Source organism: Thalassovita autumnalis (assembly GCF_001458255.1).
Lineage (GTDB): Bacteria > Pseudomonadota > Alphaproteobacteria > Rhodobacterales > Rhodobacteraceae > Thalassobius > Thalassobius autumnalis.
In genome coordinates this window covers 59159-73086 of sequence record NZ_CYSB01000036.1, presented here as the reverse complement: position 1 = coordinate 73086, position 13928 = coordinate 59159, and the positions used below count along the sequence as shown (strand labels likewise).

12 protein-coding genes are annotated in these 13928 nt (G+C 62.2%); 7 read left to right on the top strand and 5 right to left on the bottom strand.

Annotated features, from left to right (window positions below):
* Position 1: 1 nt before the first annotated feature.
* Genes TL5118_RS13950 through uxuA form a run of 5 tightly spaced genes read left to right on the top strand, consistent with a single transcriptional unit; the run spans position 2 to position 4566 of the window.
* Complete coding sequence (locus TL5118_RS13950) at positions 2-334, top strand: cupin domain-containing protein (protein ID WP_058242715.1); 333 nt, start codon at positions 2-4, stop codon at positions 332-334.
* A gap of 30 nt (positions 335-364) precedes the next feature.
* Positions 365-1189, top strand: a complete 825-nt coding sequence (gene kduI, locus TL5118_RS13945) for a 5-dehydro-4-deoxy-D-glucuronate isomerase (RefSeq protein WP_058242714.1) — start codon at positions 365-367, stop codon at positions 1187-1189.
* The gene (gene kduD, locus TL5118_RS13940) at positions 1186-1926 is read left to right on the top strand and encodes a 2-dehydro-3-deoxy-D-gluconate 5-dehydrogenase KduD (protein WP_058242713.1); all 741 of its coding nucleotides are present in this window, start codon (positions 1186-1188) and stop codon (positions 1924-1926) included. Before kduI ends, kduD begins: the two co-directional genes overlap by 4 nt.
* Positions 1904-3379: a mannitol dehydrogenase family protein gene (locus TL5118_RS13935; protein ID WP_058242712.1), complete on the top strand. Its 1476-nt coding sequence runs from the start codon at positions 1904-1906 to the stop codon at positions 3377-3379. The genes kduD and TL5118_RS13935 overlap by 23 nt, the downstream gene beginning before the upstream one ends.
* The gene (gene uxuA, locus TL5118_RS13930; RefSeq protein ID WP_058242711.1) at positions 3376-4566 is read left to right on the top strand and encodes a mannonate dehydratase; all 1191 of its coding nucleotides are present in this window, start codon (positions 3376-3378) and stop codon (positions 4564-4566) included. Before TL5118_RS13935 ends, uxuA begins: the two co-directional genes overlap by 4 nt.
* Before the next feature lie 30 nt (positions 4567-4596).
* Here uxuA and TL5118_RS13925 read toward each other — a convergent pair whose 3' ends face one another.
* The 5 genes from TL5118_RS13925 to TL5118_RS13905 are packed head-to-tail and all read right to left on the bottom strand — an operon-like array spanning position 4597 to position 11865.
* Positions 4597-5901: an NAD(P)/FAD-dependent oxidoreductase gene (locus TL5118_RS13925; protein ID WP_242601782.1), complete on the bottom strand. Its 1305-nt coding sequence runs from the start codon at positions 5899-5901 to the stop codon at positions 4597-4599.
* Positions 5891-7393 (bottom strand): L-piperidine-6-carboxylate dehydrogenase, encoded by a 1503-nt coding sequence (gene amaB, locus TL5118_RS13920; protein ID WP_058242710.1) that lies wholly within the window; start codon positions 7391-7393, stop codon positions 5891-5893. The genes TL5118_RS13925 and amaB overlap by 11 nt, the downstream gene beginning before the upstream one ends.
* 30 nt (positions 7394-7423) lie before the next feature.
* Entirely contained in the window at positions 7424-8464 is a 1041-nt protein-coding gene (locus tag TL5118_RS13915) for an ACP S-malonyltransferase (protein WP_058242709.1), read from the bottom strand.
* Positions 8461-10650 carry a dehydrogenase E1 component subunit alpha/beta gene (locus TL5118_RS13910; protein WP_058242708.1) on the bottom strand — a complete coding sequence of 730 codons (2190 nt, stop codon included), beginning with the start codon at positions 10648-10650 and terminating at the stop codon, positions 8461-8463. The genes TL5118_RS13915 and TL5118_RS13910 overlap by 4 nt, the downstream gene beginning before the upstream one ends.
* A gap of 36 nt (positions 10651-10686) precedes the next feature.
* Entirely contained in the window at positions 10687-11865 is a 1179-nt protein-coding gene (locus TL5118_RS13905; RefSeq protein WP_058242707.1) for a pyridoxal phosphate-dependent aminotransferase, read from the bottom strand.
* Between the two features lie 97 nt (positions 11866-11962).
* On the opposite strand from TL5118_RS13905, the gene TL5118_RS13900 reads away from it, so the two are divergent.
* Together TL5118_RS13900 and TL5118_RS13895 are read left to right on the top strand one after the other, a co-directional pair.
* Positions 11963-12841 carry a LysR family transcriptional regulator gene (locus TL5118_RS13900; RefSeq protein WP_058242706.1) on the top strand — a complete coding sequence of 293 codons (879 nt, stop codon included), beginning with the start codon at positions 11963-11965 and terminating at the stop codon, positions 12839-12841.
* A 172-nt stretch (positions 12842-13013) separates the two neighbouring features.
* Entirely contained in the window at positions 13014-13925 is a 912-nt protein-coding gene (locus TL5118_RS13895; protein ID WP_058242705.1) for a glycosyltransferase family A protein, read from the top strand.
* The last annotated feature ends 3 nt before the right edge of the window (positions 13926-13928 follow it).

Here is a 13928-nt window from a genome sequence, read left to right as displayed (position 1 = left end):
CATGCCAGCAAACAACCCAATCAACAGCCCCGGCCTGCCGCTTGCACAGCCTGACCAAGGTGTCACCCGCCAGGTGCTGGCCGAGCTCCCTGAGATGATGATGGTCTCCTTCCGCTTCGATACCGGGGCGGAGGGGGCCCTGCACAGCCACCCCCATGTGCAATCCACCCACTGCCGCAGCGGCCGCTTTCGTTTCACGTTGGGCAGTGACACTTTCGACATCAAAGCGGGTGACAGCTTCCTGATCCCATCGGGCATCGAACACGGCTGTGTCTGCCTTGAGGCGGGTGAGCTGATCGACTGTTTCACCCCCCGCCGCGACGATTTCCTGTAATCCCAATTTTGTAACCCCAATGAGGTTCCGATGCTGACCGTAGAAACCCGCCACGCCATTCACCCCGAACATGCCAAAGGCATGGACACGGACACCCTGCGCCAGCACTTCCTAGGGGAAGGCCTGTTTGCTGCAGGGGAAATCCGGCTTATTTATACGCACTACGACCGGTTCGTGCTGGGCGCTGCCGTACCAAACGGCAATCCCCTGACGCTGGATCACGTGAAAGAGACCCGCACCGAAACCTTTTTGGAACGGCGCGAAATGGGCATCGTCAACATCGGCGACGCAGGCACGGTCAGCACTGGCGATACGACCTATGAGCTGGCCCGCGGCGATGTGCTCTATCTTGGGAAAGGAACCGGCGCTGTGACCTTCGGCGGTCAAGGGCGGTTTTATATCACCTCTGCCCCCGCGCATCAGACCTTCCCGAACAAGCTGGTCAAAATTGAAAATGCAAAGAAAGTTGAAATGGGGGAAGCTGCGACCTCAAACAAACGGGCGATCTATCAGTTTATCCACCCTCTGGTAATGGAAAGCTGCCAGTTGGTGCTGGGCTATACGCAACTGTTGGAAGGATCGGTCTGGAACACCATGCCCAGCCACATCCATGACCGCCGGATGGAGGCTTACCTCTACTGGGGCATGGATGAGGCATCGCGCGTGTTGCACCTGATGGGGGAGCCGCAGGAAACCCGCCATATGGTCATCGCCAATGAAGAGGCGGCGATCAGCCCGCCGTGGTCGATCCATTCCGGTGCCGGCATCGGGTCTTACACGTTCATCTGGGCGATGGCCGGAGACAACGTCGATTACACCGACATGGACTTCATCCAACCCGGAGAGATGAAATGACCACCTTTTCCCTCAACGGGCGGCGCGCGCTGGTCACTGGCGCGAACACCGGCATTGGCCGTGCCATTGCGGTAGCGCTGGCCGCGCAGGGGGCACAGGTCACCTGCGCAGGCCGGCGCGCCTGTGACGATACCGTTGCCGAGATTGAAGCCGCAGGTGGTCAGGCCGAGACACTGCTGTTGGATTTTGCCGATCCGATGGCCGCGCAGGATAGCTTTGCCGGTGCGGGCTATTCGATCCTGATCAACAACGCCGGCATCATCCGCCGCGAAGACTCCGCCTCCTTCTCCGAGGCGGATTGGGACGCAGTGATGGATGTGAACCTGAAGGCGCTGTTTTTCACCACGCAGGCCTTTGCCAAAGAAGCACTGGCGACCGGCACAGAGGCCAATGTTGTCAACATCGCCTCACTGCTGTCGTTTCAGGGCGGCATCCGGGTGCCATCCTACACCGCGTCAAAACACGGCGTGGCGGGTCTGACCAAGATCCTGGCCAATGAATGGGCCGCCCGTGGCATCAATGTGAATGCCATCGCACCGGGTTATATCGCCACCAACAACACCGACGCCCTGCGCGCTGACCCGGACCGGAACCAAGCGATTTTGGACCGCATCCCAGCCGGCCGCTGGGGCGATCCCCAAGACATCGGCGGCACCGCCGCTTTCCTATGCTCCCCCGCCGCGCGCTACATTCATGGTGCGGTGATCAACGTTGATGGAGGTTGGCTTGCCCGATAAAGCCCCCCGCTTAACCCGCCCAGACGGCCCCGCCCCCAAGGTTGGCATCGTCCATCTTGGCCCCGGCGCGTTTTTCCGTGCGTTCAATGCCGTTTACACGCATGAGGCCCTTGCCGCCCAAGGCGGTGATTGGGGCATTCTGGCGGTCAGCCTGCGCAGCACGGCGGCGCGGGATCAGCTGCAACCGCAGGGCGGCGCTTACACCTCCGTCACCCTGTCCCCAGAGGGGCCAGAGACCCAGGTCATCACGGCAATCCGCGACGTTCTTGTCGCCCCCGAAGACCCCGAAGCGGTGCTCACCGCAATGGCTGACCCCGCGGTCAAGATCGTGTCACTGACGATCACCGAAAAGGGATACTGCCATGAACCCGCGACAGGGCAGTTGCGGCTGGATGATCCGGGCATCAAGGCCGATCTTGCCAACCCGGCCGCGCCGCAAACTGCCCCTGGCTTCATCGTTGAAGCGCTGGCACGCCGTCGCGCCGCTGGGCTGCCGCCCTTTACCGTTCTGTCCTGTGACAACCTGCCGTCCAACGGCGTTCTGGCGCGGGGCTTTGTGCTGGAGTTTGCCTGCGCCCGCGATGCGGATCTGGCCGATTGGATCGCGGCCAAGGGACGTTTCCCCTCGACCATGGTCGACCGGATCACCCCCGCAACGACTGAAGCCGATGTGGCACAGCTGCAAGCCACCACGGGCTACTATGATCCCGGTGCGGTGATGCATGAGCCCTTCCGCCAGTGGGTCATCGAAGATGACTTCGTCAACGGCGACCGCCCGGCTTGGGAAACGGCAGGGGCGCAGCTGGTCAAATCTGTCGAAGCGCATGAGTTGATGAAGCTGCGCTGCCTCAATGGCACCCATTCAACGCTGGCCTATCTGGGCTATCTGGCCGGACACGAAACAATTGCCGAGACCATAGCGGATGCCCCCTTTGCTGCGCTGTGCCAGCATCTGTGGCGTGATGAGATCCAGCCGACCCTGATCCGCCCCGAAGGTGAAGACCTGCCAGCCTATGCCGATGCCTTGCTGGCGCGCTATCGCAACCCGGCGATCCGCCACCGCACCTGGCAAATCGCGATGGATGGCAGTCAGAAACTACCGCAGCGCCTGCTGGGCACGATCGCCGATCAACTGGCGCGGGGTGGCCGCATCGATGGCCTTGCCCTCGCGGTTGCGGGGTGGATGCGCTACGTCGGTGGCGTGGATGAGGCAGGCAACGCGATCGATGTGCGCGATCCACTGGCTGAGCGCCTGCGCGCAGCCTCTGACAGTGCCAAGGCCCCTGCTGTCAAGGTGGCCGACCTCCTCAGCATAGAGGAGGTCTTTCCAAGCGCGCTGGCCTGCAATCCGAGGGTTTCACAGGCCGTGACCGAGGCCTACCAAGGCCTTTGCCAATATGGCGCCCGCGCCATGGTCGCCAGATTGACCACGGCAGAAAGGACCGACGCATGATCGAAAGTTGGAGATGGTTCGGCCCACTTGACCACATCACCCTGCCCGAGGTTGCCCAGACCGGGGCCACGGGTGTGGTGACGGCCCTGCACGAACTCCCCTACGGTGAGGTCTGGCCGCGCGAGGTTATCGCCGAACGCAAAGCCATGATCGAGGCCGCGCCCGGCAACATGCACTGGGCCGTGGTCGAAAGCCTGCCGGTACACGAAGACATCAAACGCGGCGCTGGCGATCTGACACAGCTCTTTGCCAACTACCGTCAATCGATGGCCAATCTGGCAGCCGAGGGTGTGCAGACGATCTGTTACAACTTCATGCCGCTGCTGGACTGGACCCGCACCAGCCTGCACGCGCCGCTGCCCGAAGGGGGCAATGCACTGCGCTATGACGCTGTTGAAATGGCGGCTTTTGACGTCTTCATGCTGGGCCGGGATGGCGCTGCAGATGACTTCCCGGCGGATGTCGTCGCCCAAGCCAAAGACTGGTATGCAAGTTCCAGCGAGGCGCAGCAGGTGGAGCTGGTGAAATCCATCATGTCCGGCCTGCCCGGGGCCTATGCTCGCTATGACGTGAACAGCCTGCGCGCTGCCCTTGCCCCCTGGCAGGGCTTCACTGCGGAGGATCTGCGGGCCAATTTCAAACGTTTCTTGGAAGAGGTTGTGCCTGCCGCCGAAGATCTGGGCATGCGCCTTTGTGTGCATCCCGACGATCCGCCGCGCCCCTTGCTGGGCCTGCCGCGCATCGTGTCAAATGAGGCGGACATCGCCTTCATCCTGGGGGCTGTGGACAGCCCGGCCAATGGTCTGACGCTCTGCTCAGGGTCTCTGGGAGCGAACCCGATCAATGACGTTCCGGCCATCGCCAAACGCTTTGCCGACCGGATCCACTTTGCCCATCTGCGCAATGTGCGCAAAGAGGCGGATGGTTCGTTTCAGGAAGATGCCCATCTGGCGGGTGACACCGATATGGCGGCACTGATGGCGGTGATCCTGCGCGAAGAGGCCCGTCGCCGCGCCGAAGGGCGCAGCGATGCCGCGATCCCGGTGCGCCCGGATCATGGCCATGAATTGGTCAGCGACATCGGCGGCGATGCCCACCCCGGTTATCCGCTGGTGGGGCGCCTGCGGGGCCTGGCAGAACTGCGCGGACTGGCCGCCGGCATCGCCTATGGTCTGGCTGAGGGGTAATCCGCCCCGCCCGAACACGGCTGCCAGCCCTTAACGGGCGGTGAACGGCAGCCGATTCAGGGTGTGGACCATGGTGGCGCCAAATTCAAAAAACGCGCCTTTGGCGGCGGTGAACCGTTCGGCATAGGCTTCAACCACTGGCAGCGGCAGATAGCTGTCGTCGCCACTCAACAGGGTCTTGGCCGCTGCGGTGCCAAAAACAGTGCCCGGCGCAATGCCACGCCCCGAATAGCCAAAAATCGCATAGGCGTTGGGTCCAAAGATCTGCACCTTGGGGATATGATCGCTGGTCATCGCAATGCGGCCCGACCAGTGATGTTCAAACGGCAGATCCCCCAGTTCCGGGTAGAGCGACCTCAGCTTGTGCCGGGCCCAGCCCGCGTGCAGCGCCGCGCCCAGACCACGGCTGTTGCCCATGCCACCCACAATCATCCGCCCCGCCGCATCCCGGCGGATCGAGGACATCACCTGCGCCGTATCCCAGCAGCCTTCCCCCGCGGGCAGGATCCGCGCCTGCTGCTCCGTCGACATGGGGATGGTGGCAAACTGGCAGTAGTTCACCGTCACATATTGCGGGCGGTCTGGCAGGGCCGCAGCCTCCGCATAGGCGTTTGTCGCCACCAGGAGCGCCCCGGCCCGCACGATGCCCTGCGGCGTCATCAACTGCCATTGCCCCGCCTCATGGCGCAGTGCCTCCACCGGTGAATTGGCAAACAGCTGCGCCCCGGCGCGTTGCGCCGCCTGCGCCAGCCCGTGACAATAAGCCAGCGGCTGCACCGTGCCTGCCGCGGGGTTAAGCAGCGCCCCGTGAAACGCATCACTGCCTGTGCGTCGTTGGGTTTCGGCAGCGTCCAGCAATTGCAGCGAGGCCCCAAACTGATTGCCCTGACGGTGCCGGTTTTGCAGATCTTTCAGACCGCTGGCCGCATGGGCCAGATGCAGCGTGCCGGCGCGGGTGGCTTCGCACTCAATGCCTTCGTGGTTGATGAGGTCAAAGACCAGATCGGGCGCGCGGCCCAGCACATCGATCAGATGACGCCCCGGTGCCTCACCCATTTGGGTCAGGATCACATCAGGGGGCAGCCATAGACCGGCATTGACCAGCCCGACGTTGCGGCCTGATCCGCCTTCGCCGATGTCATGGGCCTCCAGCAGGGCGACGGAGGCACCGCTGCGTGCCGCATCGTAAGCGGCTGAACAGCCGGTGAAGCCGCCGCCGATCACCGCCAGATCGACGCTGATTTCCTGGGTCAGCGGGCCACAGTCGGCCCGCTGTTTCAGACTGGCGGCCCAAAGGCCGCGCGACAGATCACTCTGTGCCTGTTTAGATGTCAAACTTGATCCCCTGCGCCAGAGGCAGCTCACGCGAGTAGTTCACGGTGTTGGTCTGGCGCCGCATGTAGCCTTTCCACGCATCCGATCCGCTTTCACGTCCGCCGCCGGTCTCTTTCTCACCGCCGAAGGCCCCGCCAATCTCAGCCCCCGAAGGGCCGATGTTGACATTGGCGATCCCGCAATCGGACCCCGCCGCCGACAAGAACAGCTCGGTTTCACGCACGTCTGTCGAGAAGATGCAAGAGGAGAGGCCCTGAGGCACTGCGTTTTGCATGTCGATCGCCTGTTCAAGCGATTGATATTTCACCACATAGAGGATCGGCGCGAAGGTTTCATGATGCATGATCGCGCTTTGACCGGGCATTTCCACAATCGCCGGGTTCACATAGGCCGCTGCGCCATGGCTTTCGGCCAAAGCCTGCCCGCCGCCATGGACGGTGCCCCCTTCGGCCTGCGCCTGAACCAGCGCCTTGTCCATTGCCGACAGGGCGTCCTGATCGATCAGCGGTCCAACCAGCGTGCCCTCGGCCAGGGGATCGCCAATCGGCAGGCCGGCGTAGGCCTTGACCAGACGCGGCACCAGCGCGTCATAGACATCTTCGTGCACAATCAGGCGGCGCAGGGTGGTGCAGCGCTGACCGGCGGTGCCAACAGCTGAGAAGACAATCGCCCGCAGCGCCATTTCTAGATCCGCCGAGGGCGCCACGATCATCGCGTTGTTGCCGCCCAGTTCCAGAATGGTGCGGCCCAGACGTTTCGACATATCCGCAGCAACAGCGCGGCCCATCGGGACCGATCCGGTGGCCGAGATCAGCGCCACCTTGGGGTTGGCGGTCAGCGCCTCACCCAGATCGCGTTCCCCGATCAGAACCTGTGTCAGCCCTTTCGGGGCATCGTCGCCAAACTGTTCGCACACCCGGTCACAGATTTTCTGCACGGCAAGGGCGGTTAGCGGGGTCTTTTCAGACGGTTTCCAGATAACCGGATCACCGCAAACCAGCGCCAGCGCCGCGTTCCAGCACCAGGGGGCGACCGGGAAGTTGAAGGCGGTGATGACGCCGCAGACGCCCATCGGGTGCCAAGTTTCCCGCATCGCATGACCGGGGCGTTCCGAGGCAATGGTCAGACCATAAAGCTGACGCGACAGACCCACAGCGAAATCGCAGATGTCGATCATCTCCTGCACTTCGCCCAGACCTTCCTGATAGATCTTGCCGCATTCCAGCGTCACCAGCGCGCCCAGCGCCTCTTTCTCGCGGCGCAGCTCTTCACCCAGCAGGCGCACAAATTCGCCCCGGCGCGGCGCGGGCACCGTCCGCCACTGCAAAAACGCCTCATGCGCGGTGGCAATCATCTCGTCCGCCTCTGCCACGCTGTGCATGGCAAGGCGCGCAATCTCGGAGCCATCAACGGGGGTGTGTACCGCCAGCGTTCCGCCGGTCAGCTCGGCCTCGGTCAGGCCCGAAGCGGCCAGGATTTCGGAATGAGACATCTTATCTTCCTACTGAGTGTTGGTGTGAGGTTACTTGGACACCACAGCGCGCTGGTCTTCTCTCCCCATGGAGATCAGGCGCGGATGCTGGTCCTGTTGTTGTTTGAAAGAGGACTTATCTTCGATGCCGCGCCACCCCGCGCGGATCAGCGATTGCGCCACCGCGCCGCCCAGCGTGGTGCCGGGGCCGGTGACGATGAACATATCCGGGGCAAACTCACGCGCCGCCACTGTGATGGCATGGGTGAAGTCATAGGTTTCCGTGACCTGATGGCCCAGCGTATAGGACCAGAGTGCCCCCAGATCGCAGGCGCCCGGCCACCAGATGGCGCCGCGCCCGTCGATCATTGGCAGATCCGGCTGCTGAAACAGGCTGGCGGGCAATTGATCGCGCCCCTGCTGGGCAACAGGCGCCTGCAGATGGCTGTGGAACGCCGCGTGATTGCCCAGCCGCATCGGGAAGCGTCCCTGTGTTGGTTCCACCGCAGCCTCAAAGGCGGCCAGACCGGGTTCATCCCCCGCCAAGACCAGCATGCCGCCCAGATCAATGGACAGGGTCAGCACATGACCGGCGCGCGCGTTGATCTCATCTACAACCGACAGCAGGGCGGCGCGGCGGGTGGGCTGCGGGCGCCAATCCTCATCGACCCAAGGGTAAATCACCTGCCCACCAATCAGCGCCGCCTGCATCAGGCTACCCATGGTGTTGGAAACCTTGAAGCCCTCCTCCGCACTGAGCGCACCGCCGCAGGCCAGCGCTGAATACCAACCCATCGAGTTGCCGGTGACCGCAACCACCTCAACCTCATCGCGGTTAATCGCCATGAAATCGCCCAGCGTGGCGGCATAGATCAGGGCCGAGGCATTATCGCCCCGGCTGTGACGGGCCAGCGAAAACCGTTCAGCGCCATCCAGCGCCGCCAGACTGTCCTGCCCCATACGGGTGCGTTCCGCGTCAAAGCGCGCCATCAGGTCTGCATCGCGGAAGTGGCGGCTGAGATAGCCCAGCTCCGCTGCATTGTAAGTGCCCCGACCGGGGCAGATGACTACGGCTGTTTTCTTGCTGCTCATGATGGTTTCCCCACAAGGTTCAGGGCCGCAGCAGTGATGCTGTCCTTGGACGGCATGGTGGCCGCATAGGCCGGGCCGGTGGCGATAAAACTGTCCTCGGCGGTCAGCCGGGTCAGCTTGGCCTCTGACACCTCATGGAAATGCGCCATCAAGGCTTCGGCCACACCGCCGGAATGGCGGGTTTCATCCACCACCAGAATGTTGTCACAGCCCGCGACCGCCTTGGTCAGCGCGTCTTTCGGCAGCGGCGACAGCCAGCGCATATCGATGATGCGCGTCTTGATCCCTGCGGCCTCAATCGCGGGCAGGGCCTGCTGACTAAGGTAGGTGCCATTGCCGAAGGTCACGATCGCCAGTTCCTTTCCTGCGCCATGCACGCCCACCTCGCCCAACGCGATGGTCTGAGACGGGTCCGGGTAGCGCTGCATCCAGCCGCCATCTTTGGACGCGTGCAGGTCCCGCATCGGGTAAAGCGCAATCGGCTCAAGGAAGGCGACAACGCGCTGTTCTTCCCGCGCAAGACGCACAGATTCCCGCAACATCATCGCGGCATCTGCACCGTTAGACGGACAGGCCAGGATGACACCGGGAATGTCGCGCAGAACGGCGACCGAGTTATCATTGTGGAAATGGCCACCGAACCCCTTCTGGTAACCAAGGCCAGCAATCCGCATCACCATCGGATTGGTGTATTGCCCTTCTGAGAAGAACGACAACGTCGCCGCCTCACCGCGGATCTGATCCTCAGCATTATGCAGATAGGCCAGGAACTGGATTTCCGGCATCGGAGTATAGCCGTTCTGCGCCATACCGATGGCAAGCCCCAGAATGGATTGTTCATCCAACAGCGTATCGATCATCCGATCCGGAACAAAGCGCTGGCGCAGTTTTTGCGTCACGCCGTAAACGCCGCCCTTCAGGCCAACGTCTTCGCCCATCATGACGATCTCACCATGCTCCAACATCAGATCTGTCAGCGCCCAGTTGATCAGACGTGACATGATCTGCGGTTCCTCCATCGCGCGCAGATCAGAGCCAAACGCCGCCTGCCGCGCGGTGGCCGAGGGGCCATTGCTGGGCGCGCAGGTCCGTTTCGGCGGGATCAGGGAGGCCATCACATCGCTGGCCGTTTCCAGATGTGGGCGCGTCGCGGCCTCATCCCCGATCCGTTCGACCCGGTCCATTGTATCCTGGTAGATCTTCAGCGCCTCAGCCGGTTGCAGCGCGCCCGCCTGTTGCATCAGACGGACCGAATGCAGCAGCGGATCATTGGCCTCATCCTGCTCAACCTCAGCCTTGGGCAGATAGCTGGTGGCCACATCCGCCCCTGCGTGACCGTAGAGCCGCACGGTGCGCACATGCAGGAAGGCCGGTTTCTTGCGTTCCCGCACATAGCGCGCGGCCTCTTGCGCGGTGGCATAGGTGTCATAGATGTCCAGACCATCGCAGGCGAAATACTTGATGCCGGGACGGTTCTGAAAATTGGCCGTGATCCAGCCTCTCGGGGTTTTGGTCGAAATGCCGATCCCGTTGTCCTCACAACAGAACAACAGCGGCATGGGCACCGACTGGAACGCAGTCCAACCGGCGGTATTGAACGCCCCCTGCGCGGTGGAGTGGTTGGCCGAGGCATCGCCAAAGCTGCAGTAGACAATGGCATCATCCGGCAACACCGCATGTTCCGGACGGTGCCGTTTGGCGGCACCAATGGAGTAGGCCGCGCCCACAGCTTTCGGCAGGTGACTGGCAATGGTTGAAGTCTGCGGCGGAATGTTCAGCGCTTTGGAGCCCAGCACCTTATGGCGACCGCCGGAAATGGGATCTTCGCTGGAGCAGGCAAAGCTCAGCATCATGTCGCGCGCAATGGTCTGGCCTGGCACCTGTTCACCGCGCTGGATCTGAAACGCCGCATCCCGGTAATGCAGAAATGCCATGTCAGTGGGCCGCAGCGCCGCCGCAACCGCCGCCAGACCTTCATGCCCGGAGGAGCCGATGGTGTAAAACCCTTGCCCCGCCTTCTGCATCGCGCGGCTTTTCAGATCCATCGCCCGCGACAGACAGCCCGAGCGGAAAATCGAAACCGCTTCCGGCGCCGCCAATGGCCCGCTGGGCGCATTGCCCTCAGGCAGATCCGCCGCGGCCACCCGGGTGATGAAGTTCTTATGCACAATCGCGGCGCGATCCATGGTCTTCTCCTAAATGTCTTGTCGCAGTGGGCTGGCTCAGAACGCCGCCACAAAGGCTGCGATACGGGCAAGGCCCGCTTCGATCTCTTCCTTGGCATAGGCGAAGGATAGCCGTGCATGCCCCGGCAGGCCAAAGGCACGCCCCGGCACAATCGCCAGCCCCTGCTGATCCAGCAAGGCGGCGCAGAAATCAGCATCCGTGTCAAAACCACCTTTGGCCATAGCCCCACGGATATCCGGGAAGACGTAGAACGCCCCATCCGGCGCCGGACAGCGGATACCCTCAATCGCATTGAGCGCTGCGACGACGCGGTCTCGCCTCTGGCGCATTTCCTCCAGCCGTGTGATCAACAGCGCCTGATCGCCAGTCAAAGCCGCCAATGCCGCCGCCTGCGAAACAGAACAGGCGCCAGAGGTCACCTGCCCCTGCACTGCCCCCATCGCACGGATCATATCGGCAGGGCCAATCCCCCACCCAATCCGCCAGCCCGTCATCGCATAGGCTTTGGACACGCCGTTTACGATCAGCATCCGATCCTTCAGATCCGGTGCCGCCTCCGCAAAAGAGGTGAAAGGCTGGTAGCTCAGATGGGCATAGATCTCATCAACCAGAACCATCACCTGCGGATGGGCGCGCAGCACCTCGGCCAGCGCTGCTTGCTCTGCCGGGGTGTAGATCGCGCCGCTGGGATTGGAGGGCGCGTTCAGCATCACCCAACGGCTGCGCGGGGTTATCGCCGCCTGAAGCTGGCCGGGCGTCAGTTTAAATCCCTGCGCCATGTCACAGGGCACCACCACCGGGCTGCCGCCGGCCATTGCAACAATATCGGAATAGCTAGTCCAGTACGGCGCGGGCATGATGACCTCATCCCCGGGATCAAGGCTGGCCAGCATCGCATTTGCCAGCACCTGCTTTGCACCGGTGGACACGATGACCTCAGCCGGGGACACGCCCGCCTCTGCCGCGATGGCCGCGCGCAGGGCCGGGGTGCCCAGGGTGGCGGTGTAGCCCGTCTGCCCCGCCAGCGCCGCCTGATGCGCGGCCTCAACTACATGGGGTGGGGTTGGAAAATCAGGCTCCCCGGTGGACAGGGCCACCACATCTTTGCCGGCGGCGCGCAGGGCTGCGGCGCGCTCACTCAACTGCGCAATTTCTGACAGCTGAATGGCTGAAATCCGGCTGGCGCGGCGAAAACCTTGGGCAGATGCGGACATCGGCACGTCCCTTGCTGTTTGTCGTTTTTGTGCAATTAACACTTCGTATCCAGAATGAATAACGGTAAGAAATCGCACACCTTGGAGAAAAACTCACATGATCGCCTCGCGCCGCTTTCTTCCTTCGATCAATTCCCTGACCGCGCTGGAGGCCGTGGACCGCCTTGGCAGCGCCACTGCAGCGGCGCAGGATCTGTCGCTTACGCATTCGGCCGTCAGCCGCCAGTTGAAGGTTCTGGAGGAACAGATCGGCGTCTCACTGTTTGTACGCGACGGCAAAGGGCTGAAGCTGACATTGGCCGGGGAAACCTATGCAAAGTCAGTCCGTGAGGTGCTGAAAAACCTCGCCCAGGCCAGCCTCAAGGTAAAGGCTACCGGATCGCGCAGCAGCCTCAACCTGGCGGTTTTGCCGTCTTTTGGGATGTATTGGCTGACACCCCGATTGCGCGGGTTTTATGAGGCACACCCGGGCATTCTGATCAACCAATCGACCCGCGTTTTGCCGTTTGATTTTCAGCAGGATCCCTTTGACGCGGCGCTGCATTTTGGCAGTCAGAACTGGCCGGGCGTAAACTATCTGCCGCTGGCCACGGAACGGGTGATGGCCGTTTGTGCCCCGGGTTTTGCACCCAAACTGCCGCTGACACCAGAGGCGCTGCTGGAAATGCCATTGCTGCATCTCGAAAGTCGCCCCGGCGCCTGGGAAGGTTGGTTTGCACAACAGGGCCTCACCGCCAGCCGCCTGCGCGGCATGCTGTTTGATCAATTCGCCAATATGTCCGAAGCGGTAGCCGCTGGTTTCGGCGCGGCCTTGCTGCCGCAATACCTGGCCGAGGCGGAAATCTCACGCGGGCGCGTTGTGCCCGCCTGCGGTGACGTCACCGAGGCCGATGGCACCTATTACCTCGTCTGGCCCAAAACCGGCGACCAGAGCGAAGCTTTGACGCGACTAATCGACTGGCTGAAAAGGGGTTAACCCCACAGAGCACCCCCCATACGCGAAAGCGCCACACGCAGAGAGCGAATATGCTGCTATGCTGCCACAGCCAGCGCTATGATCAGTCTTGCGCGCCGAAAACAAAAGAGATCACAAAGCCACGCCGTTATAGGAGGCTCCATTACAAACCAGTTACACAGATTATTTTACCATGACGCCTTATATTATTAGTTTGACCACCACCCCGCCGCGGATCAACAAGATCGCCCCGACATTGCGGGATCTATTGAAGCAAACAGCCAAACCGACAGAAATCCGGCTGAACCTCTGCCACAGTTACCGCCGGTTTCCGGGGGCTAAAATTGACACCAGCCACCTGCCGGACGGCATCACGGCTCATTGGTGCGATGAGGATCTGGGCCCCGCAACCAAAATCCTACCCACCGTGAAAGACCTGCAAGGTCAGGATATCGATATCCTGTTCTGCGATGATGACCAGAAATACGAACCGGATTGGGCCGCCAAGTTTCTGGCCGCTCGTCAGGACCACCCGGATAAATGTCTGGTCGGCAAAGGCTATGATCTGGATGACCGCCCCGTCGGCCACCGGTATCTGCGCGATTTTGAACAACAGCCCCGGGCCGAGCGGCGGCAAAAGGGTTTCGCCTACCGGCTCTCACGTCTGGCGTCGCTCTTCACCTACAAGCCCCAGCCCTACATCCAAAGCGGCTATGTCGACATTCTGGAGGGCTATCGTGGCGTGATGGTCAAACCTTCGTTTTTCGATGCTGCGGTCTTTGATATTCCAGACATTTTGTGGACGGTGGACGATCCCTGGCTGTCTGGGCATCTGGCACGTCGCGGCATTCCGATCTGGTTGGTTCAGCCAGCCAGCATCCTGCGCAAACCTTACGGGGCCCATCACACTCACCGTCTGGGCAAATTTGTCTACCGCGATCACGGGCGCCTTGCCGCGGACAATGCCTGCATCGAACACTTCCGTCGCGAATACGGCCTCTGGCCCGGACGCAAGGAGGCCCAGCGCGAAGGGTACAAACGCCCGTTCATGCATTGGCTTTACCCGCCGGAGCCGATCAAGGTTGAAGCGGAGGCGGGCCAATAGCCC

Coding starts and splice junctions, on each gene's coding strand:
- TL5118_RS13950 (WP_058242715.1), top strand. CDS start 2: ATGCCAGCAAACAACCCAATCAACAGCCCCGGCCTGCCGCTTGCACAG.
- kduI (WP_058242714.1), top strand. CDS start 365: ATGCTGACCGTAGAAACCCGCCACGCCATTCACCCCGAACATGCCAAA.
- kduD (WP_058242713.1), top strand. CDS start 1,186: ATGACCACCTTTTCCCTCAACGGGCGGCGCGCGCTGGTCACTGGCGCG.
- TL5118_RS13935 (WP_058242712.1), top strand. CDS start 1,904: ATGGAGGTTGGCTTGCCCGATAAAGCCCCCCGCTTAACCCGCCCAGAC.
- uxuA (WP_058242711.1), top strand. CDS start 3,376: ATGATCGAAAGTTGGAGATGGTTCGGCCCACTTGACCACATCACCCTG.
- amaB (WP_058242710.1), bottom strand. CDS start 7,393: ATGTCTCATTCCGAAATCCTGGCCGCTTCGGGCCTGACCGAGGCCGAG.
- TL5118_RS13915 (WP_058242709.1), bottom strand. CDS start 8,464: ATGAGCAGCAAGAAAACAGCCGTAGTCATCTGCCCCGGTCGGGGCACT.
- TL5118_RS13910 (WP_058242708.1), bottom strand. CDS start 10,650: ATGGATCGCGCCGCGATTGTGCATAAGAACTTCATCACCCGGGTGGCC.
- TL5118_RS13905 (WP_058242707.1), bottom strand. CDS start 11,865: ATGTCCGCATCTGCCCAAGGTTTTCGCCGCGCCAGCCGGATTTCAGCC.
- TL5118_RS13900 (WP_058242706.1), top strand. CDS start 11,963: ATGATCGCCTCGCGCCGCTTTCTTCCTTCGATCAATTCCCTGACCGCG.
- TL5118_RS13895 (WP_058242705.1), top strand. CDS start 13,014: ATGACGCCTTATATTATTAGTTTGACCACCACCCCGCCGCGGATCAAC.